The sequence below is a fragment of the Gilliamella sp. Nev6-6 genome, assembly GCF_001690605.1.
Classification (GTDB): Bacteria; Pseudomonadota; Gammaproteobacteria; order Enterobacterales; family Orbaceae; genus Gilliamella; species Gilliamella apicola_C.
On the sequence record NZ_LZHP01000090.1, the window covers coordinates 147,535 to 171,433 of the forward strand.

Annotated in this window: 21 protein-coding genes and 4 tRNA genes; 12 read left to right on the forward strand and 13 right to left on the reverse strand. The window is 34.0% G+C overall.

Annotation, left to right across the window (positions count from 1 at the left end; genetic code table 11):
- Positions 1-31 precede the first annotated feature (31 nt).
- Positions 32-796 carry a class I SAM-dependent methyltransferase gene (locus A9G42_RS11115; RefSeq protein ID WP_065653446.1) on the forward strand — a complete coding sequence of 255 codons (765 nt, stop codon included), beginning with the start codon at positions 32-34 and terminating at the stop codon, positions 794-796.
- 30 nt (positions 797-826) lie between these two features.
- On the opposite strand, the gene A9G42_RS11120 is transcribed toward A9G42_RS11115, so the two are convergent.
- The 5 genes from A9G42_RS11120 to yccX form a co-directional block, all read right to left on the reverse strand.
- Entirely contained in the window at positions 827-2,245 is a 1,419-nt protein-coding gene (locus tag A9G42_RS11120; protein WP_065653447.1) for an RNA polymerase factor sigma-54, read from the reverse strand.
- Entirely contained in the window at positions 2,242-2,967 is a 726-nt protein-coding gene (lptB, locus tag A9G42_RS11125; protein WP_065653448.1) for an LPS export ABC transporter ATP-binding protein, read from the reverse strand. The genes A9G42_RS11120 and lptB overlap by 4 nt, the downstream gene beginning before the upstream one ends.
- Before the next feature lies 1 nt (position 2,968).
- Entirely contained in the window at positions 2,969-3,511 is a 543-nt protein-coding gene (gene lptA / locus A9G42_RS11130) for a lipopolysaccharide transport periplasmic protein LptA (protein WP_082212145.1), read from the reverse strand.
- A 3-nt stretch (positions 3,512-3,514) separates the two neighbouring features.
- The gene (gene lptC, locus A9G42_RS11135) at positions 3,515-4,078 is read right to left on the reverse strand and encodes an LPS export ABC transporter periplasmic protein LptC (RefSeq protein ID WP_065567757.1); all 564 of its coding nucleotides are present in this window, start codon (positions 4,076-4,078) and stop codon (positions 3,515-3,517) included.
- 81 nt (positions 4,079-4,159) lie between these two features.
- Positions 4,160-4,438: an acylphosphatase gene (gene yccX / locus A9G42_RS11140; protein ID WP_218837808.1), complete on the reverse strand. Its 279-nt coding sequence runs from the start codon at positions 4,436-4,438 to the stop codon at positions 4,160-4,162.
- 259 nt (positions 4,439-4,697) lie between these two features.
- On the opposite strand from yccX, the gene A9G42_RS11145 reads away from it, so the two are divergent.
- Complete coding sequence (locus A9G42_RS11145; protein ID WP_065589006.1) at positions 4,698-5,291, forward strand: CHAP domain-containing protein; 594 nt, start codon at positions 4,698-4,700, stop codon at positions 5,289-5,291.
- A gap of 84 nt (positions 5,292-5,375) precedes the next feature.
- Here the strand turns inward: A9G42_RS11145 and A9G42_RS11150 are convergent, their stop codons facing one another.
- The 5 genes from A9G42_RS11150 to manD all read right to left on the reverse strand — a co-directional run bounded on the left by A9G42_RS11150 (position 5,376) and on the right by manD (position 12,019).
- Positions 5,376-6,059: a GntR family transcriptional regulator gene (locus tag A9G42_RS11150; RefSeq protein WP_065589007.1), complete on the reverse strand. Its 684-nt coding sequence runs from the start codon at positions 6,057-6,059 to the stop codon at positions 5,376-5,378.
- A 190-nt stretch (positions 6,060-6,249) separates the two neighbouring features.
- Positions 6,250-7,731 carry a mannitol dehydrogenase family protein gene (locus tag A9G42_RS11155; RefSeq protein ID WP_065653450.1) on the reverse strand — a complete coding sequence of 494 codons (1,482 nt, stop codon included), beginning with the start codon at positions 7,729-7,731 and terminating at the stop codon, positions 6,250-6,252.
- A 24-nt stretch (positions 7,732-7,755) separates the two neighbouring features.
- The gene (locus tag A9G42_RS11160) at positions 7,756-9,255 is read right to left on the reverse strand and encodes an MFS transporter (protein ID WP_081295834.1); all 1,500 of its coding nucleotides are present in this window, start codon (positions 9,253-9,255) and stop codon (positions 7,756-7,758) included.
- Between the two features lie 62 nt (positions 9,256-9,317).
- Complete coding sequence (uxaC, locus tag A9G42_RS11165) at positions 9,318-10,721, reverse strand: glucuronate isomerase (RefSeq protein ID WP_065653451.1); 1,404 nt, start codon at positions 10,719-10,721, stop codon at positions 9,318-9,320.
- Positions 10,722-10,804: 83 nt separating this feature from the next.
- Entirely contained in the window at positions 10,805-12,019 is a 1,215-nt protein-coding gene (manD, locus tag A9G42_RS11170; RefSeq protein ID WP_065653452.1) for a D-mannonate dehydratase ManD, read from the reverse strand.
- A 292-nt stretch (positions 12,020-12,311) separates the two neighbouring features.
- On the opposite strand from manD, the gene A9G42_RS11175 reads away from it, so the two are divergent.
- Together A9G42_RS11175 and pabB are read left to right on the forward strand one after the other, a co-directional pair.
- Positions 12,312-12,881, forward strand: a complete 570-nt coding sequence (locus tag A9G42_RS11175) for an anthranilate synthase component II (protein WP_065653471.1) — start codon at positions 12,312-12,314, stop codon at positions 12,879-12,881.
- Positions 12,882-12,889: 8 nt separating this feature from the next.
- Positions 12,890-14,644, forward strand: a complete 1,755-nt coding sequence (pabB, locus tag A9G42_RS11180; protein ID WP_065653453.1) for an aminodeoxychorismate synthase component I — start codon at positions 12,890-12,892, stop codon at positions 14,642-14,644.
- A gap of 45 nt (positions 14,645-14,689) precedes the next feature.
- Here pabB and A9G42_RS11185 read toward each other — a convergent pair whose 3' ends face one another.
- Genes A9G42_RS11185 through A9G42_RS11195 form a run of 3 tightly spaced genes read right to left on the reverse strand, consistent with a single transcriptional unit; the run spans position 14,690 to position 18,171 of the window.
- Positions 14,690-15,274, reverse strand: coding sequence for a PqiC family protein (locus A9G42_RS11185; protein WP_065653454.1), 585 nt, complete (start codon positions 15,272-15,274; stop codon positions 14,690-14,692).
- The gene (pqiB, locus tag A9G42_RS11190) at positions 15,274-16,911 is read right to left on the reverse strand and encodes an intermembrane transport protein PqiB (protein ID WP_065653455.1); all 1,638 of its coding nucleotides are present in this window, start codon (positions 16,909-16,911) and stop codon (positions 15,274-15,276) included. Before pqiB ends, A9G42_RS11185 begins: the two co-directional genes overlap by 1 nt.
- Before the next feature lie 15 nt (positions 16,912-16,926).
- Positions 16,927-18,171: a PqiA/YebS family transporter subunit gene (locus tag A9G42_RS11195; protein ID WP_082212148.1), complete on the reverse strand. Its 1,245-nt coding sequence runs from the start codon at positions 18,169-18,171 to the stop codon at positions 16,927-16,929.
- 507 nt (positions 18,172-18,678) lie between these two features.
- Between A9G42_RS11195 and recA the strand changes: the two genes are divergently transcribed.
- From recA to A9G42_RS11235, 8 genes are all read left to right on the forward strand, one after another.
- Positions 18,679-19,725 (forward strand): recombinase RecA, encoded by a 1,047-nt coding sequence (recA, locus tag A9G42_RS11200; protein ID WP_065581594.1) that lies wholly within the window; start codon positions 18,679-18,681, stop codon positions 19,723-19,725.
- Positions 19,725-20,225: a regulatory protein RecX gene (locus tag A9G42_RS11205; RefSeq protein ID WP_065653457.1), complete on the forward strand. Its 501-nt coding sequence runs from the start codon at positions 19,725-19,727 to the stop codon at positions 20,223-20,225. Before recA ends, A9G42_RS11205 begins: the two co-directional genes overlap by 1 nt.
- Positions 20,226-20,428: 203 nt before the next feature.
- Positions 20,429-23,062: an alanine--tRNA ligase gene (alaS, locus tag A9G42_RS11210; protein WP_065653458.1), complete on the forward strand. Its 2,634-nt coding sequence runs from the start codon at positions 20,429-20,431 to the stop codon at positions 23,060-23,062.
- A gap of 135 nt (positions 23,063-23,197) precedes the next feature.
- Positions 23,198-23,398, forward strand: a complete 201-nt coding sequence (gene csrA / locus A9G42_RS11215; protein WP_065567772.1) for a carbon storage regulator CsrA — start codon at positions 23,198-23,200, stop codon at positions 23,396-23,398.
- Positions 23,399-23,522: 124 nt separating this feature from the next.
- A tRNA-Ser gene (locus tag A9G42_RS11220) sits at positions 23,523-23,615 on the forward strand.
- A gap of 16 nt (positions 23,616-23,631) precedes the next feature.
- Positions 23,632-23,708, forward strand: a tRNA-Arg gene (locus A9G42_RS11225).
- A gap of 18 nt (positions 23,709-23,726) precedes the next feature.
- Positions 23,727-23,803: transfer RNA gene (locus A9G42_RS11230), tRNA-Arg, on the forward strand.
- 19 nt (positions 23,804-23,822) lie between these two features.
- A tRNA-Arg gene (locus A9G42_RS11235) sits at positions 23,823-23,899 on the forward strand.

Genomic DNA, 23,899 nt, shown 5'->3' on the forward strand with positions numbered 1-23,899 from the left:
GCTTGTTTGCGCCCAATAATGAGAATCGACAATGGCAACACATCATGACAATGTAAAACAGCAGTTTGGCGAACAAGCTAATGCCTATTTAACCAGTAAAGTACATGCTCAAGGAGCTGATCTTGAATATTTATCTAACCTACTTATATCGCATTCCGAGGCAAACCTACTTGATATGGGATGTGGCGCAGGTCATGTCAGTTTTATTGCGGCAAAATATGTTAAACATGTTACAGCCTATGATCTTTCAAATGAAATGTTATCGGTTGTCGCGCAAACAGCAAAAGAGCGCAGTTTACAAAATATAACCGTTAAGCAAGGTTATGCTGAATATCCACCTTTTGCTGATAATCAATTTGATATTGTTGTCAGCCGTTATTCAGCTCATCATTGGCATGATGTTGGTAAAAGTATTCGAGAAATATATCGCATAACTAAATCAGGCGGTAAATTAATTATTATGGATGTTGTTTCACCTGGTCACCCTGTATTAGATATTTGGCTACAAACTGTTGAATCCCTGCGTGACACATCACACGTTCGTGATTATACACCTGGCGAATGGTCAACTTTTTTGACTGAAGCTGGTTTTGTCATTAATAAGATTGTCCGTCATCGTTTAACACTCTCTTTTGATACATGGGTTAAACGAATGCGTACTCCTGAACAGTTAATTGAGGCAATACGAATTTACCAAGAAACGGCAGCCGACGATACAAAAAATTATTTTGAACTTCAAATAGATGGTTCTTTTACTACGGATATGATGATTATTGAAACTGAAAAAGTCATTTAAAAAGATTCGTTGTCATAAACAGTTTTAAATTTAAAGCTGTTTACGTTGGCTTGATGGTGGAATTGATAAAGCTTCACGGTATTTTGCTACGGTTCGACGGGCAATTATAATACCTTGTTCTTCAAGTAACGAAACTAATTTGCTATCACTCAGTGGCTTTTTACTATCTTCTGCTGATATATATTTTTTAATTAAAGCACGAATAGCCGTCGACGAGGCTTCACCGCCTGACTGTGTGTTTACATGGCTAGAAAAAAAGAATTTTAATTCAAATATGCCCGTCGGGCATTGTAAATATTTTTGAGTTGTCACTCGAGAAACCGTTGACTCATGCATTTCAATTGCAGTTGCAACATCAGATAAAATCATTGGCCTCATATATTCTGTGCCAAGTTCGAAAAACTCCCGCTGATGTTCTACAATAAATTGACTTACTTTAAGTAAAGTTTCATTGCGATTTTCAATACTTTTAATAAACCAATTCGCATTTTGCAAATGAGATCGGATATATTGGCTATCGCTTTCGCTTACTGTCTTTTCCATCGCCGCATATTGCTGATTTATGCGTAGGGTCGGCATTATGTCATTATTCAAATCAACAACCCAGCTTCCATTCACTTTTTTTACTAAAACATCAGGTATCACATAATCTGGCGCAGACATATTAATAAAATCACCGGGATAGGGCTGTAAGTGTTGTATAAAATCGACGGCCTCTTTTAACTGCTCATCGTTAGCATTTAATACTTTTTTTAACGTTCTATAATCACGATTTGCTAATAAATCTAAATAATTATCAATAATTAATTTAACAAGTGGTGGTGACACTAAATGTTGAGTTTGAATAGACAAACACTCCTGCAATGTTCTTGCACCAACACCAATGGGATCAAAATTCCATATTCTTTTTAATACGGCTTCAACTTCAGCTAATTCAATTTCATCATTACCTTGTTCTTCAAGTATTTCTTCAGTTGAAACAGTTAAATAGCCTCGTTCATCTATAGCTTCAATAAGAGAAACGGCAATCGCCCGATCAATTTCACTAAAAGGAGTTAGCTCAAGTTGCCACTCTAAATAATCATGTAGCGTTTCGTGGGTTTCGCCCTGATAAATAGGCAATTCATCATTGCGATAATCGGAATTAGTACCAGATGGGGTCCCTGCGGTATAAATATCATCTAAAGATGCATCAAGTGGAATATTGTCAGGAATTTCTTGGCTATCTAAGGCTTCACGCGTATCAATATGTTCAATTTCATCATTTTGTTTAACGCTAATTTCATCATATTGATCGGCAATTTCCAGTAATGGGTTATTTTCAAGTTCAGTTTGAATTTCTTGCTGTAATTCTAAAGTTGACAACTGCAATAATCGGATCGCCAATTGTAATTGTGGCGTCATAGATAATTGTTGAGAGACATTCAGTTGTAAACTGGGTTTGCTCATAATCTGAACTCATTTCCTAAGTAAACACGTTTTACATCTTCGTTACTTAAAATGCTACTCGGTGTACCTTCTCCAATTAAATGACCTTTACTAACAATATAAGCTCGCTCACAAACATCTAATGTTTCACGAACATTATGGTCAGTTATTAAAACGCCCAGCCCACGATCACGTAAATGCTTGATGATATTTTTAATATCTATTACCGAAATCGGATCCACTCCAGCAAAAGGTTCATCAAGCAAAATAAATTTAGGATTAGCGGCTAATGCCCTTGCTATTTCAACTCGGCGCCTTTCACCTCCAGATAGCGATTGTCCTATGCTGTCACGGATATGGGTAATATGAAACTCTTCAAGTAATTCTTCAGCACGGTCTATTTTTTCTTTTTTATCAATATCTTTCCGTGTTTCTAAAATTGCCATAATGTTATCAATTACAGACAATTTTCTAAAAATTGAGGCTTCTTGCGGTAAATAGCCAATGCCTTTTTGTGCACGCTCGTGTAAAGGTAAAATGCTGATATCATGATCATCAAGATAAATTTTACCCGCATTTAAGGTCACAATACCAACCACCATGTAAAAAGTGGTGGTTTTACCTGCGCCATTTGGTCCTAATAACCCGACGATTTCGCCAGAATTAACGGTTAAACTCACATCTTCAACTACACGGCGTTTTTTGTATACTTTAGCTAGATTTTCCGCTTTTAAAATTGACATTTTATTTGTTCATCTCTTTAACTTGGCTTGGGATGATAGTGCTTTTTACCCGTCTATTTTTACCTGGTTGAGCAAATATTTGCTGTTTTTTAATATCATAAGTAATCAGATCACTAACAATATGATTATCTTGTTGAAATAATTCGGCATGACCTTGTAACACAATATTATTTTGTTTTACATTATAAATTACTTGCGCTGACTGTCCTGTTACGATCTTATTTTTTTTCGGTAAAATTTGCTTATAACTTACAGGATTACCATAAGCCGTGATTTTTTGTTTTTCTGCGTTTTGCATATCAGTGATTACAACTTTATCAGCTTTTATCGTTAACCCATCTTGAACAATAACAACGTTACCAATAAATGTAATCTTATTATTTTCAATGTCAATCTGCTGATTATCTGCATCAATCGCAACAGGTTTGTTATCGGCAAAAATTTTTGAATTTTCTGATTGCGTAATGGATTCATTTGCAAAACTACTTAAAGAGATAGGTAGCAATAAAATTAATGAAAAAACAATTTGTTTTAGCGAACTCATATTTTATTTTGCCTCAGTATTATAATATGTTTTTACATTTTCAAGTATATTAGCTGTTTTTGCATGTAAATCCCCAGCTAATCCAACACCTGTTGAATAAAACCCCACTCCATTAATAATGACAGGATCTTTTGATGTCACTATCTGTGAAGTTAAATCAACCACTGCATTATCTGTTTTTACTTGTTTTAATTGGGCTTCTTGTGTCAAATTATCTAACTGCACATCAGTATAAAGGTAAAGAAGTTTATCATTAGTCAGCTCTGCTTTCTTCGCTTTTATATGCCATGTAGCGACATGATTTTGATCATAAAGAGTCAAATTAGGCAAATCAAATGCTGTTTTACCGGCATCATCAAAATATCTAACATTGCTTGATTCGATTTTATATACAAGTTCGCCAGATAAATCGTAAATATCTGTTAACATGTCATCACTTTGATAAATCGGCTTATCTGATGTATTTTTAGCTGATTGACTTATTGCCTCATCTCCTTTTTGATAATTGTAATAAACACCAATAACAATGACGAGAAGTAAAAAACAGATCAGATTTTTTTTATTCATAACATATGTTAATCACATTAATAAGAAATTATTATTTCAAATGCCCAAAATTTTATTTATTTTACTTTATTTTTTATTAAATTAATATCGCACATTGAAAGAAGTTAAATCGTTTTGTGGCTTTAACTCAACTATATTGACAAGTGAAATGCTTGCTGATGCAGGACCGCCACTTTCAATCCATTGTATTAATTTTGCGATTTGTAAGTTATCACCTTGAGCAATAATCTTAACATCACCGTTATCTAAATTTTGAACATAGCCAACTAAACCTTGTTTTGTGGCTTGTTGATAAGTAAAAAAACGAAACCCTACTCCTTGCACGCGACCACTAACATTTATTTGAACTTTTTTAATCATCATGCCCCTCCTTCCCTTTATTATTAAATCAAATCTATTTATTTTTATGATGAAATGCTAATTTAGATTATCACTGCGAGATATCATCGCCTATTTTGATCAACTAACTTATCAAAAAACAAACACCATTCAACAACAAATACTATACTTTTAAGCTTAATTTTAGTTAAATTCTTCATATAAAAATAAATTTTATAATCTATTTTTATAAAATGAGTAACGATATTTAATAATAAAAAATTAACATAATGGAAATAAAATGCTATTGAAATATAAAAAAAGTCTGTGCTTACTTTGGCTATTATCTGTATTAAGCTACTATACACTTTGTGCCTGTGTTTTTGCTAATATTGAAATTAATCAACAAAAAATAGGTAACGTTATTGATGAATTTAATGGCGTAAATGTCTACTATAATGGCAGTATCAACAATGTAAGTGGAAGAAATATTGCTAAAGATGGTTATAATTTAGGTTTAAAATATCAATGTGTTGAATTTATCAAACGCTATTATTATCAACGCTTCAATCACAAAATGCCAAACAGCTATGGACATGCAAAAGATTTTTTTGATCCAACAATTGCCGATGGCAAAATTAATCGCCAACGCAATTTATTACAATTTCATAATGGTTCGCCCACAAAACCACAAGTTGACGATATTATGGTTCTTAATTGGACTAGCTATGGGCATGTTGCCATTATAAGTAAAGTAACGGACAACGAAATTGAAATTGTTCAGCAAAATGCTGGACCTACAGCAAGCAGTCGAGCAACTTTTCCCTTAATTTTTAAAGATGGAATATGGACAATAGAAGCTGTTGGCGTTTTAGGTTACTTGCGTAAAATTTAATAAACATAAAAAATATTTCTAAAAACGCTAGTTTAGCGTTATACAATTTATACATAAGTAATATTAGGTAATGTTGATAAAAGGTTAGTCAATAAACCATTCTGTTTTTTGCTGAGAAACAATTTTGATAGTATGTAAAATTGCCGATAAATGTTCATGCTGAGCAATTGCGGCAAGTTCTGGTTCATGCTTTTTCAAAGCCATCAGAATTTTTTCATGTTGTTTAACAAGATCATCGGGTGGCGAAATTTCTTCCAACGAAAGAAATCTAACTCTATCCATCATTGCCTTAATGTTTTCAACACATTCCCATGCCAACTGGCAATCTATCACATTCATTACAATTCGATGAAATTCATCATCTTTTTCAAGAAAATAATGAATGTTTTTTTGTTTATTCGCCTCTTTTTGCTCCTCAAGATTTTTTTGCAACAATAAAATATGCAAATCGTTAATTTCTATCGCCGCTCGCCTAATAATTGCACACTCAATCGCATCTCGAATAAATTGTCCATCAATGACTTTCTTAATAGAGATTTTAGTTACAAATGTTCCTCGCTGAGGTAAAATTTGAACCAATCCTGCTTCTGCTAGCTTAATAAATGCTTCTCGAACTGGCTGTCTAGAAACATTAAACTGGCTAGAAATTTCTTTTTCTGAGAGTAAAACACCTGGTAATATCTGACAGGTAATAATAGCTTTTCTTAATTTTCGGTAGATTTGCTGATTAACGGGTTCAGAAGTATTTAAGTCGATAGATGTAAACATATACCATTCTTATGTTAAGAAAAAATAAAAAAAGAATAGTAGGTGATTTTTAAATAGAAGAAAAGTTTTTTTGATAAACAATCATCAATAAAAAGTTATTTGAGCTAAGCGAAAAATGAAAAGTGTAACTGCTCTTACGCGTAATTACACTTTTTTTCTTATTAATTATGTTAGTTGTGTTAGTAATGATTTAGTAAATTCTTTCCAATTGTTTAACCGAGTGTTTAGCGCCAATATCCCGTAAAGACAAATAAGCTTTAATGATCTTTTCAACAAAACATGGATTGTTAGGTAAATCATCGCCAAATACTTGTGATAATGACAATAATGATTTTACTCGCTCTTGATTATCATTGCTATTTGCCACTAATTCTTTTAACTTATTAGCCATTGGATCACTTACCTCAATTGCCTTACCTGCATCGTCTACGCCACTGACATATCGTATCCAAGCAGCTACACCTAATGCTAAACAGTCAAACTGTGTACCATTTTTTAAATGAAAACGAATAGAATCAAGCATCCGTTGTGGTAATTTTAATGTGCCATCCATGGCGATTTGCCAAGTCCGATGTTTTAATCCCGTGTTACGATAACGATCAAGTAAACAATCAGCATAAGCTTGTAAATCCACACCTTTGACACGTAGCGTTGTTGCTTGTTCATTTATCATCAAATGCCTTGCAGCTTTAACATAATTAGGATCTTGCATACATTCATCAATATGTAAATAACCCGCTAAATATCCTAAATAAGCAAGAAACGAGTGGCTACCATTTAACATTCTTAATTTCATTTCTTCATAAGGTAATACATCAGTTACTAGTTCAGCGCCAGCTTTTTGCCAATCAGGACGACCTGCAACAAAATTATCTTCAATAACCCATTGCTTAAAAGGCTCGCCAGCCACACCAGCTGGATCTTCGATACCTCCCAGTTGTTTTTTTATTTTTTCCATGGTTTCTGGCGTCACTGCTGGCACAATGCGATCAACCATAGTTGATGGAAAGGTAACATGATCATCGATCCAGCTAGCTAAATTTGGATCACGCTGTTTAGCCAGCGCTAAAACAACGTTTCGTGTCACATGCCCGTTTTCTGGCATATTATCACAAGACATAACAGTAAACGGTTTTAGACCTTTTTCTTTACGCATTCGCAATGCTTCAACAATCACTCCTGGTAGTGTTTTTGGGTTAGTCGGATTTTCAATATCGTGCTTAATAAGAGGGTTATTTAGATCAATTGATGCTGTTGAAGGTAAATAACAATAACCCTTTTCCGTGACTGTTATTGAAACAATTGCTATTTCTGGTCGTGTCATTACTTCTAATACCTTGGCAATGCCATCTATATCTGCGTGCAATGCTTCTTTAGCAACGCCAACAACACGAGTAGACCAATTGTCATATGACATTTCACAAACACTAAATAGATAATCTTGTTCTTTCAAATCGGCTATTTGTTTTTCACCACCAATTAAATTAACTTCACAATATCCCCAATTGCAACCATGTTTAGTTGCTAAAATATCGGTAAACACAGCTTGGTGAGCACGGTGAAAAGCGCCAAATCCAAGATGAACCATTTTGGTTTTAAGATTGTTTCTATCATAACTTGGTATAACTACCTTTTCAGGTAGTTGTGATAAAGTTTGGTTTGATAATCTCATTATTATACCTTTCATATTTATATATTAGCTGTTATTCCATACATCTGCATATTTGTGTCCAGTTAGATTTTCAACAACTTTCCGTGTTTCCTCGGTTACATTATTTTTAGAGCCATTGTTTTTTAAGCGATCAATTTCATTCACTAATATAGCGTGTGTCTGTTTATTTAATTTAAAAGTTAATGCAAAAATAAGAGCAATAATTAATAAGCCGATAGTTCCACCAACAAATAATATGGAAATAGTATGAATAGCTTGCGCACTTTGTTCTGTAGTACCTTGTTCAAAACCACCTTTTTGCAAAATGATTCCTACACAAAATGTTGCAATGGCAACCGTTGTTTTGCGCCCAAACGTCATAACCGCAGCATATAATCCTTCTCGGCGTTGCTTAGTTAAAATTTCATCAACATCGGGAATGAATGGAAAAACATTCCATGGAGTAAACTCTAAAACACACCTACCAGCTTGATAGCATATAGCAAAAATATAAAGCCACCATGTTTTTTCAGTAGGATTCAATAGATACAAAATAAAGAAACCTAAAATACAAATAATCATTGTTGAATAGGAAAAGAGGTATAATTTACTTGGTCCATATTTAACCATTGCGACACCAGCTAACAAAGTAATTGGCAAGCCTATAATACTTAACGATAACAAGCCTGAAGCAAATGATGAAGATACAGATAAACAATAGACACAAAAGAAAACAAATACAGTATTAAATATATCTTTAGCCGTAAATGAAAATAAATATATAGCAAGGTGTCGGCGAAATGCTTTGATATTAAAAGTAGATAAATATTCCTTAAATAATTTTTTTAGCATTATCATTTTTTCAGAAAATGTTTTCTGGTCAATTTTTTCTTTTTGATATTTTAGCATTTCTGGGGTCAATTCACGTTCCCAAGTGGCTTTATAAGAAATAAAAACACATACAGCAAAAATAATTGCAAAAAAGAGACCATTGATAAAATAAGCATAAGCATTATGTTCACCAAAATATTTGATTAAAATACCGGGTACTAGCGTTGCTAAAAAAGTACCACTTGCAGATAAAAACATTCTACCTGTGGATAATTTTGTTCTATCATTGTAATCTTTGGTCATTTCTGATGGTAGCGTTTCCCAAGGAATTAGTACCACAGCGGCAACAATTTCAAAAGCTAGATAAACGGTAAGGTAAAACCAATAATTCATACCAGTAATCCATAATAAGATATAAAGTAACATTAATGGCGAACCAATTAACAAAAAGAATCTCCGACGACCAAATTGTTGACCTAACTTATATTTATAAAAATGATCAGTAAAACTGCCCATAAATAAGCTTACAATTGCATCAACAATTCTTGCAATAGCAACAATGGAGGCTGCTTCAATTGGTGTTAACCCAACAAATGTTGTATAAAAGAAGAGCAAATATGCACCTATTATAGTAAATGCTCCACCACCCATGATATCAATTAATCCATAACCAATTGCTACAGGAATTGTTACCTTCCGTTTTTTTTGCGCCACAATACTCATCTTAAAATTCCTTACGTTTAAATCTGTTTCACTATAATTTTTTATATAGCAACTTAAAATTGAAAATAATTTTTCGCATTTTGATAACATATTCCTGTTATTAATTTTTCTAGCAATTTATTATCGTGAGGGATTTCACCATCAGTTACCCATTGACCAATTAAGTTACATAGGATTCGGCGAAAATATTCGTGTCGTGTATATGAAATAAAACTACGGGAATCAGTTAACATACCGACAAAGTTCATAAGCAAACCTTGATCGGCTAAAGTAGTTAATTGTCGTAACATGCCTCTTTTAGTATCATTAAACCACCAACCAGAGCCAAATTGCATATTTGATTTAACACTACCTGCTTTCTGGAAATTAGCTATTGTTGTTGCTACTACATCATTTAGACTTGCATCTAAATTGTAGATAATAATTTTAGGTAAAGCGTCTTGTTGATTTAATGAATTTAAAAATGCATTAAGGTGAATAGCTAAATCCGTTTGATCACAAATTGAATCAAAACCAGTATTAATACCAGTTTTACTTAACATAATGGAGTTATTATTACGAATTACCCCAAAATGTATTTGCATTGCCCAATTTCTAGTTGCGTAAAATTTAGCTAAAGCTGTAAGCACAGCACTACGATAAACAATTTTTTCATTCGCTGTTAAAACTAGTCCTTGTAATTTTTTTGCGAATAAAGCTTCTTGTTGTTGAGTATCACTGGCAAGAAATTCTATTTTCATTAGTCCATGATCTGATAAACGACATCCATTCTCGTGGAAAAAGTCGATTCGATTTTCAAGGGCTAATAAGAAATCAGAAAAATTAGTAATATTTTTATTTGTAAGTTCAGATAATTTTTTTATAAAGATTTTAAAGGCTTCACCTTCCGAGTCTAAAGCCTCATCTGGACGGAATGTCGGTAATACTTTGGTTTTAAAATTTGATTGTGCTTTAATTTTACGGTGATATTCCAAATTATCCAAAGGAGAATCAGTAGTACAAACTACTTCCACATTTGAACGACCAATTAAACCTTGAGCACTATATTCTGGCTTTTTAAGTAAACTATTACATTTATCCCATACATCCTTATAATTGTGGACACCTAATGTATCTGTAATTCCAAAATAGTTTTTTAATTCTAAATGTGTCCAGTGATATAAAGGATTACCTATACATGATTCAACAGTTTCACACCATGCTTTAAATTTTTCAATCGGTGCTGCATCACCTGTTATATATTTTTCTTCTACTCCATTAGCACGCATTTGTCGCCATTTATAATGATCACCAGCTAGCCACAAATCATATATTGTTTCGAATCTTTTATTTTCAGCAATATCCTTTGGCTCTAAATGGCAATGATAGTCAATTATTGGCATTTTAGAGGCGTAATTATGATAAAGATCTTGTGCTACCTTATTGTTTAAAATGAAATTTTCATGAATAAAACACATATCATCCCTCCAATCGTTAAACATATAATTTTTATATGTTTAGCGTAAATTTAAACTATAGTTTTGCTGAATAAGCTCATTAGTTACCAATTCCACAAAGTACCATCTTCTAAGCGTGCAATTGGTAAATAAGCTGGGTTGTAAGGGTATTTTTCGGCAAGTTTTTCATCAAAATCAATGCCTAATCCCGGTTTGTCACTTGGGTGCATATAGCCATCATTAAAGGTCCAATTTGGTGAAAATACCTCTAACATTTGCTCTGAATAGCCCATAAATTCTTGTACTCCAAAGTTAGGTACCCACAGATCAAAATGTAGTGCTGCCGCATGACAAATTGGTGATAAATCAGACGGCCCGTGAGATCCTGTTCTTACTTGATAAAGCGAGGCAAAATCAGCAATACGGCGCATATGAGTAATACCGCCAGCATGAGTAATTGTGGTTCGAATGTAATCAATTAATTGTTCTTGTATGAGTTGCTTACAATCCCATATGCTGTTAAATACTTCACCGACCGCAATGGGTGTGACAGTATGCTGACGAATTAAACGGAAGCATTCTTGGTTTTCGGCAGGGGTTGGATCTTCCATCCAAAATAGGCGGTAATCTTCTATACTTTTTCCAAAACGAGCTGCTTCAATAGGAGTTAGGCGATGATGCATGTCATGTAGTAAATGCTCATTAAAACCAAATTTACTCCGTACGGCTTCAAATAGTTTAGGCATAAAATCAAGATATTTTTCTGTTGCCCAGTACTGTTCTTCTGGGTAGTTTCCACGTGTTGCGGGTTCGTAAGCCAGGTTTTTTCCTTTACTTTGACCATAAGTCGTTTTCATACCCGGTATACCACATTGAACACGAATCGCTTTGAAACCCATTTCTTGATGTTTAGCATAATCATCTAATGCTTCATCAATACTTGCGCCTGTAGTATGGCAATAAACCATTACACCAGTACGAGATGCGCCACCTAATAATTGGTAAAGTGGCATATTTGCCAATTTACCTTTAATATCCCAAAGCGCCATATCTATTGCCGAAATAGCGGACATCGTTACTGGCCCACGGCGCCAATAAGCGCCTTTATAAAAATATTGAAAGATATCTTCGATTTGATGTGGATCTCGCCCAATAAGTTGAGGACAAAGGTGATCTTTGAGGTAAGACGCTACGGCTAATTCACGTCCATTAAGTGTGGCATCACCAACACCATAAACGCCTTCATCGGTTGTTATTTTTAACGTAACAAAATTTCTTCCTGGGCTACATACAAAAACTTCTGCTTTAACAATTTTCATTTAAGACCTCGTTTATAACTCTATGCCATAAAAATATCACCATAAATACTACCATACAAGTATGCTTGTATGTTTTTGTGAAATTTATCACAAAAAAAATGACTTTTTGTTAAAACATTTCAGGAAATATTATGATTATGTATAAAACACCGAAAGATAAAGGTGGTAAAATTAGTAATCGTCTCTTCTTTTAAGTACGTTAGCGATATAATAAGATCTTTTATGACTGGATCTTAACGGCTACCCGTTCCAGTTTTTAAACCAATATGCTTTATAATTAGTGGGTTATATTTTGATATTATTAATAGATAATTATGATTCTTTTACATTTAATATTTACAATTATCTGTGCCAAGTTGGTGCAAGAGTTAAAGTCATTAAAAATGATGAAATGACAATTGAACAAGTAAAAGCGCTTACCATTTCTAAAATTATTATTTCCCCAGGTCCTGGTGCACCAATTAATGCAGGAATATCACTTGCAGTTATTGCGGAGTTTTCTCATATTTGCCCGATACTGGGAATTTGTTTAGGGCATCAAGCGATAGCCCAATATTATGGTCACCAAATTATCAAAGCGCCAATACCTATGCACGGTAAAATTGATGAAATAACTCATGATGGCCTAGGGATATTCAAAGGAATTCAATCCCCGCTTTCGGTTGTTCGCTATCATTCATTGATTGTTTGTGATAGTTTTTTACTAGAAGATCCGCAGTTAGTTGTAACGGCGAGAAATCATGATGGGTTGATTATGGGATTGCGCCACAAAACATTAGCCATTGAATCCGTCCAATTCCATCCTGAAGCCATTAAAACCGAATCCGGTTTACAAATGATTAATAATTTTGTCCATAAGTAATATTTAAAATGAAAATTTATATCGATTTTGAAGGTGAGCGTAAATATTTTTGTAACCCTATCAAAGTGTTAGTGTCACATGATTATTCTTCAATTAAGCAACAACTTGATGAGGTTGAAAAGCTTACTCAGCAAGGTTATTTTGCTGTTGGTTACCTTGCCTATGAAAGTGCAATGGGATTAAATAGTGCAAACCAAACCAAAAATAGTCATGATTTTAATCAAGATTTACCCCTTCTTTTATTTGGTATTTTTGATGATGTTGCTGTCCTTAAGCAACCAGAAATCAGTAAGTATACGCCCCCAAATTTTGATTTAATCAGTGATACCGCATTTGATGAATACCAGCAAAAAATAGCTTATATTAAATCACAAATTGAATTAGGCAATACTTACCAGACTAATTACACTATTCAATTTACTGCACCCTTTAATGAAAGCGCTATTGATTATTACCACTTTCTACAAAAAAATAATCAGGCAGATTATTGTGCTTATCTTGAGTTTGACGATTATTATATTTTATCAATTTCGCCAGAATTATTTTTCAAGTTAGACAATAATATTATTACCACAAAGCCAATGAAAGGAACAACAGGGCGTGGCTTAAATAACCAGCAAGATAAACAGCAATTAGATTTATTATTTTCAGAAAAAAATCAAGCCGAAAATATGATGATTGTTGATTTATTGCGTAATGATTTAAGTAGAATTGCAAAGCCTGGCTCTGTCACAGTGCCTCAATTGTTTGAGGCTGAAAAATATCCCACTGTTTGGCAGTTGACGTCAACGATTCAAGGTGAATTGAAAGACGATGCCAATTTATATCAAATTTTTCAGGCGCTATTCCCTTGTGGTTCAATTACTGGCGCACCAAAAACCAGTACTATGCAAATTATTGCAGACAGTGAAAACACACCTCGTGGCATTTACTGCGGAACAATTGGTTATATTGAACCGTATATGAATAAAGCCATATTTAATATTCCAATTCGAACCTTAACTGTGCATAATCAACAGATGTACTATGGCGTTGGTGGGGGTATCACGTGGGATTCAACATCACAAGACGAGTATAACGAGATCTTAGCGAAAACAGCCATTTTGCATCGTACTACTTCTACTCCAAAATATATCATTGAATCGTTATTGCTAGATAAAGGGCAATTCTTTTTATTGAATGAACACTTAAGCAGGCTTGCCCAATCAGCTGATTATTTTGATTTTAACTGTGACATTCACGTAATTAAGTTACAACTTATTAAGTTAGCAAATTCAATGCCTAACAATCTTTATAAAGTGAGAATTTTACAGCAAAAAGATGGGTATTACACGATTAGTAAAGATATCATTAACACGCCGATGAACATTAATGAAATTCGATTAGCGCCACAGTGTGTCCATACTCAAAATGTGTATTTGTATCATAAGACATCAAATCGTGAGCACTTTCCTGATTTAGCGGTTGGGAAAGAGTATATTAATTTTAATCAACACAATGAAGTAACTGAATTTGTCAATGGAAATCTTGCATTGCTACTTAATGGTCAATGGTTTACGCCTAAAAAAGAATCAGGATTACTAGCTGGCACCATGCGGCAATTTTATTTGGATCACAATCAGTTGTTAGAAAAAACAATTGTAAAAGATGATTTTTTAAATGCTGATAAAATTGCTTTTATCAATAGTGTTCGTAAATGGGTGGAAATTGATGATAAGGTTTTTAGCCAGTTCAAACTGTCACTAAGATCTATTGCCATTTAAGTTTAGATATTCCGTCAGCACGCTGACGGAATGTCAGTGTAAACACTAATGCTTTATTGAGTTTGCAAAGTCTAGTTCTTCATCTTGCCATCCTTTCGATAGCGCTTTAACTAAAGCATCATAGCCATTGGTTGCTAAAGGAACATGGCGCTCAAATGGTTTGGTTTCAATATTATTTTTACGGTCAGTAACAACCCATCGGCCTTTAATTATCGCATCCCCCGTATAACTGCCATGAAAGCTATCTATAAATAATTTTACCGTTAGTATTGGTGTTGTAATTGACTTACTGGATACTAAATAATTAGGTAACATGGCCGTTAAATCCTGCGTTAATCGGTCTTGAAGCTGCTGAGATAACGTTGATACCCATAAATGGTTGATTGCTGTTTCATATTTGATATTATCGGTTTGTAATACGATACCCGGTTTATTTAAAAAACTCGCCACATCAACTGACTCAATCCAAATAAATTGATTCGTGGTTTTCATGTTTTGCGATACAGGAATCTGTGAATTGCTAGTGAGTTGAAAATAACTTTTACTTGGGTTGCCAGCCGAGCAACCCACTAATATAGCAAACAATGGCATAAATATGACTATAAGTAACTTTTTATCTATTTTGTTCATTATTTTTTACCTTTTGCTTTAGGTTCTTGATCCTTTTTCGTCGGAGCAGAAAAAATCAGTGCATTACTTTTATTATTGAGCGTATTAAGTAACGGAGTAAGTTCATCCATCATGTGTTGAACTTTTTGTAAACTTTCCTTCATTTGATTATTTAGTTCAGATCCTGGTTGTAGTCCTTTCATTGTTTCATTTAATGAACGTAATGTTTTTTGCAGATCTTTTGGCATATTCTGCATTTCTTTACTCGCCATAATCCGATTTAATGAATTCATTAGTTTTTCACTTGTAGCCAATGACTTATTAAACTGTGATATGGTGTTGTTCAGTGGTAAGTTATTAAAATTATCTAATAGCTGAATAATTTTTGCTTGAATTTGTGCAATTCCTGTCGAAGTTGTTTCAATGGTATCGTAACCAAACTGCTGCGCTAATTTTGGATCATATTTATTTTTTAAGTCAGGGTAAAAATCAAGATCTATATATAGTGCTCCTGTGAACATGTTGGAAGTTTTTAATGAAGCTCTTAAGCCATTTTTTTGCTCTCTGATGATCAATGTCGCAATGTCAATTTTTTCATCAACAAGTTCTGATAAACGATCGGGTTCAATTCTAATTAATATCGGAACTCTTTTATTTAAAATCGATGATTGTTTTAACATTTCAGCGGTATAAAATGGCACTTTCGAGACTGTTCCTAGCCTAATTCCATGATATTCAACAGGTACCCCTTCTGATAAGCCAGAAATAGAATCGGAAAGCATAATAAGAAATTCTTTGTATTCAGTATATTGTGAATCTTGGATAGACTTTTTGTCTTCATATAATGTATAAACTGAATTTTGTTCAGCTGGTGCACCTAATTTTGAACCTTCAGGTAAATCAAAACTGATTCCACCAGACATCAAGACATCTAAAGAAGGGACATCTAAGCTGGCGCCTCGAGATGAAAGTGTTAAATTAATTCCTCCTTCTTTCCAGAACCGCACATTTTGTGTTACTAGCACATCGTAAGGTTTTGTAATAAAAATTTGATACTTCATCTTACGTGATTCAACATCGAATTCTGACGTTTCAACATTACCTACGCGATAACCATGAAACATAACAGAAGCGCCTCTAGGAATTACCCCATTTTGATTGCTTTCTAAATTTAGACGAATTCCTTTAATGCTTGGATCGGACAACGGAGGGGCATCAGACAGTACAAAAGGTTTATGTTGAAAACTATGGGTATCATTTCCAGCAACGAGTTCTATATAAACACCTGATAAAATCGTGCCAAGTCCAGTCACGCCATCTCGACCAATTTCTGGCTTCACAACCCAAAAAATAGAGTCATTTTTTAGTAGCGGATCCATATCATTATAAATACGTCCTTTTATTACTACTTGCGTGTAGTCGTCAGATAGAGTTACTTCATCGACGATACCGACATCAACGCTACGGTTTTTAATAACCGTTTTCCCAGCAACAATACCATTGGCATCTTTTGCAAGCAATGTAAACGATGTTCCTCTATCAGCCAAATGCGCATAGATTATCCAAAGACCAACAATTGCAGTAACAATGGGGATGATCCATATTGCTGAAATAGCTCTAATTTTAATTATTTTTGCTAATTTACTTGATGTTGTCATATTGTTCCTATTAATCTATTTTTTATTTTGCGGTAGATCCCAAATTAAACGAGGATCAAATTTTTGTGATGCAATCATTGTAATAATCACAACAGTTGCAAAAAATGTAACGCCAATATCAGGATAAACGCCCATCATTTGCTGATTTCTAACTAAAGAACAAATAACAGAAACCACAAATATATCTATCATTGACCATTTACCAATAAATTCAACTGCTGTATATAATTTTTTCATTTTCAAGCAATTATGATTATTTTTTCGTTTTACAGCTAGTGCAAAATAACAAAGCCAACTTAGCGAAATAATTTTTAAGATGGGAATAGCGACACTGGCAATAAAAATAACAAGTGCAACAGGCACATCGCCTGCTTGCCACATATAAATGACACCATCCATAATTGTTGAACTTGATGGCGAACCAAATACAACAGTTATCATAATGCCAAATAAATTAGCGGGAATGTAAAGAATCAATGAAGTAACCAATAAAGCAATAGTCCATTGTATCTTATCGCGTTCTCTGATTTTGCTTTTTTGTTTGCATCGAGGACATTTTATATAATGCTCAGGTAATATCGCCTCACAGCAACTGCATAATTTCAAATTTTGACAAATTCCCGTTTCACCAGCTTGTAATATACCTTGAGCAAAATTATTACGATGAATTTCATTCCAAATGGTTTCCGGAGAAAAAATCACTAAAGACTTTATATAAAAAAAGACAAACAGGCAAAATGCCCAAAATGTACTCGTAACGCCAATACTGCCATAACTCATGAGTTTAACAAAACTCACTAAAATTCCAGTAAGAAATATTTCAGGCATACACCAGTGTTGAAACTTTTCATAAACAATAAGTAGATCGCGTTTACGATATTTTGTTAATGGTAATTTTGAACAAAGCAAAATAATAATTGATAAATTTAATATTGGAAAGAGTAAAACAAATAAGATAAAAAGTGCTGAAATATAATGATATTTATCAAAAAAAAGGGTTTTAGGAATATCTAATAAGCTAATACCAATAAAATTACCCACAATACGAATATCAATAAAAAGAAAGCCACATCCTACAATAATCATAATTAATGAACAGGCTGCATACATAGTTGCATTAAATTTCATGTTGCTATTATTTTTAGTCAACGTGGTATTACAACGAGGGCAAACAGCTTTATGCCCTACCTCAATATTAGATAATTCTATGACCAAATCACAGTGTGAGCATAAAACATAATGTTGTTTATCAATGGTCATTATTTTCCTTTATTCGATATTTATTTTTTAACCTGTAAAATATTTTAAATAGATATAACGTTTAAGTATAAAAGCTAGTGAATTATTTTAAATTATTGGCTGTGGAATAATTACTTTCGTAAATAAAGTGGATTAAACCCTCTGCACCGCTAATGATATCAAATGGTATTTTGTTATGAAAGCATTAGCAAATTAAATTAATTAAATTGGATGATGAAATAATTTACGCCTTTTATGTGCATTTAAGCAACCACTATGCGTTTAAAATTGTTCAAATAGTATATATCGTAAAATTAACCGCCTAATTCAATAAATTTAATCTTGAATCTCAATATTTCATCACCATTTGTTAGTTTCAATTATGACATCAAATGAATTATTTATAAAAAAATTGTGAAGAAGTTCTCATGATTAACTAAATAATTTCTATATATAAAAAAAACTTGATACTGTATAACAATACAGTATAATATATAGCCATATCCTAACTCATTGGAATTTTATAATATGAACGAAAACAAACAACGCGCACTTTCAGCAGCATTAAGTCAAATCGAAAAACAATTTGGTAAAGGTTCAATTATGCGTTTAGGCGATACCCAAACGTTGGATGTGGATGCGGTATCTACTGGTTCTTTAGGGCTCGATATTGCATTAGGTATCGGTGGCCTACCAATGGGTAGAATTGTTGAAATTTTTGGCCCTGAATCATCTGGTAAAACAACGCTAACTTTATCTGTAATAGCTCAAGCACAAAAAGAGGGTAAAACCTGTGCATTTATTGATGCTGAACATGCGCTGGATCCTATTTATGCTGCAAAATTAGGGGTACAAGTCGATGATTTACTCGTTTCTCAACCCGATACAGGAGAGCAAGCACTCGAAATTTGTGATGCTTTAGTTCGTTCTGGTGCTGTTGATGTTATTATTGTTGACTCAGTAGCTGCATTAACACCAAAAGCAGAAATTGAAGGTGAAATGGGCGATTCTCATATGGGATTACAAGCTCGTTTAATGTCACAAGCATTGCGAAAACTAACTGCGAATATTAAAAATGCCAATTGTTTAGTTGTCTTTATTAACCAGATCCGTATGAAAATTGGTGTTATGTTTGGTAGTCCAGAAACGACAACTGGAGGTAATGCACTGAAATTCTATGCATCAGTACGTTTAGATATCCGCCGTACTGGTTCTGTAAAAGAAGGTGAAGATGTTATTGGTAGTGATACTCGAGTAAAAGTGGTTAAAAACAAAGTGGCAGCCCCTTTTAGACAAGCTGAATTCCAAATTCTTTATGGTTGTGGTATTTCGAAAGAAGGCGAGTTAATTGATTTAGGCGTTAAGCATAAGTTAGTCGATAAAGCAGGAGCGTGGTATAGCTACAATGGCGAGAAAGTGGGTCAAGGTAAAGCTAATTCAATTAAGTTTTTACAAGAACACCCTGAGATCGCTTCAGAACTTGAAACTAAAATACGCGAATTATTATTAAATAGCCCTGCTGTTTTTACATCTGATGACCAAGCTATATCATCAGAAAGCGAAAGCGTTGAATAATGGAAACAAAACTGAACAAATCAATGCTCAATAAAGCTGTGCAATTACTTGCACAGCGCAACCATTCTTCTTATGAGCTAAGCCAAAAAATAGCCTCTTTTTTCATAAAAAAGCTGCAATACACCGATGAAGAATACCATGACCAATTAGCCAAACTAAAAATTGAAATTCAATATATTATTGAATATTGTATAAAACAAAATTGGATTAATGACGAACAATATATTGAAAATTATATTGTTATGCGAGCCCAAAAAGGTTATGGAAAATATAAAATAGCCATGGAACTTAAACAACGAGGTTTACCTGTTGATTTGAGCCGGCAACTTTTGCAAATTGCCGATATCAATTGGGGAAATATGGCATACGAGCAATTACTAAAAAAGCTAAAACAAATTGATTGTAAAAAAAATAATAATAAACAAAAAGGTATGCAATTTTTAATGGCGAGAGGTTATACACAAGATGATATTAAAACTGCTTACGATTTATTGACTTAAATAATTATAATATCTACAATACTAGGTATATAGCTTAACAAAAGCAATTATAAATAAAGCTCGCAAATTCTTTTTTAGTTTTCCCTTATTTACTTGTAGTACTAGTTAGATCCGTTTCGATATGAGAATATTTACTTTTCAACTTTAGTTGTAGCGGGTATATTACTATGTTTAAAAATCTATCGTTTTATATGGAAGCATAAATGAAAAGCACTGCAGAAATTCGTCAAAATTTTCTTGACTTTTTCCGTGGCAAAGGACATGAAGTTGTCACAAGTAGTTCCCTTGTCCCGCATAATGATCCAACACTATTATTTACTAATGCTGGAATGAATCAATTTAAAGATGTCTTTCTTGGTATTGATAAACGCTCTTATTCTAGAGCAACAACATCACAACGTTGTGTCCGCGCTGGCGGTAAACATAATGATTTAGACAATGTTGGTTATACAGCTCGTCATCATACTTTTTTTGAAATGCTAGGAAACTTTAGTTTTGGCGATTATTTTAAGCATGATGCAATACATTTTGCTTGGGAGCTATTAACCTGTAAAGAATGGTTTAATTTACCAAAAGATAGGTTAACTGTTACTGTCTATGAAACAGATGATGAAGCATATGCTATTTGGGAGAAAGAAATCGGTATCCCTAAAGAACGAATAATTCGTATTGGCGATAATAAAGGCGCGCCATATGCTTCGGATAACTTCTGGCAAATGGGCGATACAGGTCCTTGTGGTCCTTGTACTGAAATTTTCTATGATCATGGCGATCATCTTTGGGGTGGCCCTCCTGGAAGCGCTGAAGAAGATGGTGACCGATATATAGAAATCTGGAATATTGTCTTTATGCAATTTAACCGACGCCCTGACGGTACAATGGAACTATTGCCTAAGCCATCAGTTGATACAGGTATGGGGCTTGAGCGTATTGCAGCGGTGCTTCAGCATGTTAATTCTAATTATGAAATTGATTTATTTAAAAAATTAATTCACGATGCGGCTAAAATTATTCAAACTAAAGATTTGGAAAGTAAATCTTTACGAGTCATTGCCGATCATATTCGATCTTGCGCATTTTTAATTTCTGATGGTGTACTTCCATCTAATGAAGGTCGTGGTTATGTATTACGCCGTATTATTCGACGTGCTGTACGCCATGGACATATGTTAGGCGCCAAAGGTATTTTCTTCTATAAACTTGTTAAACCATTAATTGAAGTAATGGGAAGTGCTGCAATTGAATTAGGACAAAACCAGAAGTTGGTCGAAGACGCACTCAAAATTGAGGAAGAGCAATTTTTAAAGACACTAGAACGAGGGTTGTTTTTACTTGATCAAGAATTAACTAAAATAACGGGAAACATTTTACCTGGAGATATTGCATTTAAACTTTACGATACTTACGGTTTTCCTTTAGATTTAACTGCTGATGTATGTCGTGAAAAAAATATTACTGTTGATGAAATTGGCTTTAATTTATGCATGGAAGAGCAACGTAAGCGAGCCCGTGAATCAAGCTCTTTTAATGTTGATTATAGTAATGTTATCAAACTTGATGATAAAACAGAATTTTTAGGCTACCAAGCAACAGAATCATCAGGAAAAGTTATCGCTATATTTAAAGATGGTCAAAAAGTTGAAAGTGTTAATTCTGGCGATGATGCTATTGTCATTTTAGATAAGACACCATTTTATGGCGAGTCTGGTGGTCAAATTGGCGATAAAGGATTATTAACAGCAGCAAATGTTGAATTTACTGTTTTAGATAGTCAAAAATACGGCAAAAGTATTGGTCATATAGGTAAAATAATTAAAGGTTCTTTAAAAGTTGGCGATAATGTTACTGCTGCAATTGATGTGGAGTTACGTGAGCGTATTCGTCGTAATCATTCAGCTACACATTTGTTACAAGCTGCGTTGCAACGTGTTTTAGGTAATCATGTTCATCAAAAAGGGTCTTTAGTTAATGATAGTTATCTGCGTTTTGACTTTTCGCATAATCAAGCTATTACGCCAGAACAAATTATTGAGATAGAGAATTTGGTTAATCAACAGATTCGCCACAATTTACCTGTAGAGATTGAACTAATGCCAATTGATAAAGCCAAAGATAAAGGCGCTATGGCTTTATTTGGTGAAAAATATGAAGATATTGTTAGAGTTCTTACAATGGGTGATTTTTCAATTGAGCTTTGTGGTGGTACTCATGTAGATAGAACGGGTGATATTGGTTTATTTAAAATAATATCCGAATCAAGTATCGCATCTGGCGTGCGCCGTATTGAGGCAACCTCAGGACAAAATGCAATGGATCTGATCCATCATGAGTCTAATTTATTAACTCAGATTGGACAAGTAGTTAAAAGCGATAAGTCTGCTGTTTTAAACCGTATTGAGCAACTGTTTGAACAAACTAAACAGCTTGAAAAAATAATTGAGCAATTAAAAGCACAAAAAGCGAGCCAAGATAGTGCGCAATTGCTTAATCAATGCGAAAAAATCAATAGTACAAATTTACTAATTGCTAAACTTGATAATGTCGAAGCAAAATTATTGCGCACTATGATTGACGATCTAAAAAATCAATTGAAAACAGGCGTAATTGTTTTAGCGGCCGTTAATGATGGCAAAATCAATTTAGCTGCTGGAGTCACCAATGATTTAATCAGTGTAGTTAAAGCTGGTGAATTAGTTTCTCAATTAGCGTTAAAGGTAGGTGGTAAAGGTGGTGGGCGACCTGATTTTGCTCAAGCAGGTGGAATGGATCTTTCAGCGTTACCAGAAGCGTTATCTTCTGTAAAAAAGGAAATCAGTAATAAATTACAGGCAAGTTAGTCCAGATATGCTCGATTATTTATTAGTTAAATATTAGAGTTTTTTCTGCAAAATTTTATCTTACTGATAGAAGGCTAGCGAAGCTATATCTTAAAAATTGTTTAGATATATACTTAACTGATATTAGGAGATCGAATGTTAATTTTAACTAGGAGAGTAGGTGAAACACTAATTATTGGTGATGATGTAGTCATTACTATTTTAGGTGTTAAAGGTAATCAAGTCAGAATTGGTATCAATGCCCCTAAAGAAGTTTCAATTCATAGGGAAGAGATATATAACAAGATTCATCAGTCAAAAGAGACAAATGATGAATTATCCAAGCCAATGGGGTGATATTGGGTAGGAAATAAACAATTAAGCGCACATAAACAAAAAAATGTTTGACTTATTTTTTGTAAACCGTAATATGTGCGCCACACATTATGATTTTGTTGCTAAAGCGAAATCATAATGTTTCGGTGAGATGGCCGAGAGGCTGAAGGCGCTCCCCTGCTAAGGGAGTATGCGGTCAAAAGCTGCATCGAGGGTTCGAATCCCTCTCTCACCGCCATTTAAAATTAAAATATGCATCCGTAGCTCAGCTGGATAGAGTACCCGGCTACGAACCGGGCGGTCAGGGGTTCGAATCCCTTCGGATGCACCATTTTAATAAATTCAAAATGCATCCGTAGCTCAGCTGGATAGAGTACCCGGCTACGAACCGGGCGGTCAGGGGTTCGAATCCCTTCGGATGCACCACTTTTTCATGAGTTTACATGCATCCGTAGCTCAGCTGGATAGAGCACTCGGCTTCGAACCGAGCGGTCAGGGGTTCGAATCCCTTCGGGTGCGCCA

Bases quoted from the DNA above. Each gene is read 5' to 3' on its own strand.
- alaS (WP_065653458.1), top strand. From the start codon at position 20,429: ATGAAAAGCACTGCAGAAATTCGTCAAAATTTTCTTGACTTTTTCCGT.
- A9G42_RS11120 (WP_065653447.1), bottom strand. From the start codon at position 2,245: ATGAGCAAACCCAGTTTACAACTGAATGTCTCTCAACAATTATCTATG.
- recA (WP_065581594.1), top strand. From the start codon at position 18,679: ATGAACGAAAACAAACAACGCGCACTTTCAGCAGCATTAAGTCAAATC.
- yccX (WP_218837808.1), bottom strand. From the start codon at position 4,438: ATGATTAAAAAAGTTCAAATAAATGTTAGTGGTCGCGTGCAAGGAGTA.
- A9G42_RS11115 (WP_065653446.1), top strand. From the start codon at position 32: ATGGCAACACATCATGACAATGTAAAACAGCAGTTTGGCGAACAAGCT.
- A9G42_RS11205 (WP_065653457.1), top strand. From the start codon at position 19,725: ATGGAAACAAAACTGAACAAATCAATGCTCAATAAAGCTGTGCAATTA.
- A9G42_RS11155 (WP_065653450.1), bottom strand. From the start codon at position 7,731: ATGAGATTATCAAACCAAACTTTATCACAACTACCTGAAAAGGTAGTT.
- csrA (WP_065567772.1), top strand. From the start codon at position 23,198: ATGTTAATTTTAACTAGGAGAGTAGGTGAAACACTAATTATTGGTGAT.
- A9G42_RS11145 (WP_065589006.1), top strand. From the start codon at position 4,698: ATGCTATTGAAATATAAAAAAAGTCTGTGCTTACTTTGGCTATTATCT.
- lptC (WP_065567757.1), bottom strand. From the start codon at position 4,078: ATGAATAAAAAAAATCTGATCTGTTTTTTACTTCTCGTCATTGTTATT.
- lptA (WP_082212145.1), bottom strand. From the start codon at position 3,511: ATGAGTTCGCTAAAACAAATTGTTTTTTCATTAATTTTATTGCTACCT.
- A9G42_RS11185 (WP_065653454.1), bottom strand. From the start codon at position 15,274: ATGAACAAAATAGATAAAAAGTTACTTATAGTCATATTTATGCCATTG.
- manD (WP_065653452.1), bottom strand. From the start codon at position 12,019: ATGAAAATTGTTAAAGCAGAAGTTTTTGTATGTAGCCCAGGAAGAAAT.
- pqiB (WP_065653455.1), bottom strand. From the start codon at position 16,911: ATGACAACATCAAGTAAATTAGCAAAAATAATTAAAATTAGAGCTATT.
- A9G42_RS11150 (WP_065589007.1), bottom strand. From the start codon at position 6,059: ATGTTTACATCTATCGACTTAAATACTTCTGAACCCGTTAATCAGCAA.
- A9G42_RS11195 (WP_082212148.1), bottom strand. From the start codon at position 18,171: ATGACCATTGATAAACAACATTATGTTTTATGCTCACACTGTGATTTG.
- pabB (WP_065653453.1), top strand. From the start codon at position 12,890: ATGAAAATTTATATCGATTTTGAAGGTGAGCGTAAATATTTTTGTAAC.
- uxaC (WP_065653451.1), bottom strand. From the start codon at position 10,721: ATGTGTTTTATTCATGAAAATTTCATTTTAAACAATAAGGTAGCACAA.
- lptB (WP_065653448.1), bottom strand. From the start codon at position 2,967: ATGTCAATTTTAAAAGCGGAAAATCTAGCTAAAGTATACAAAAAACGC.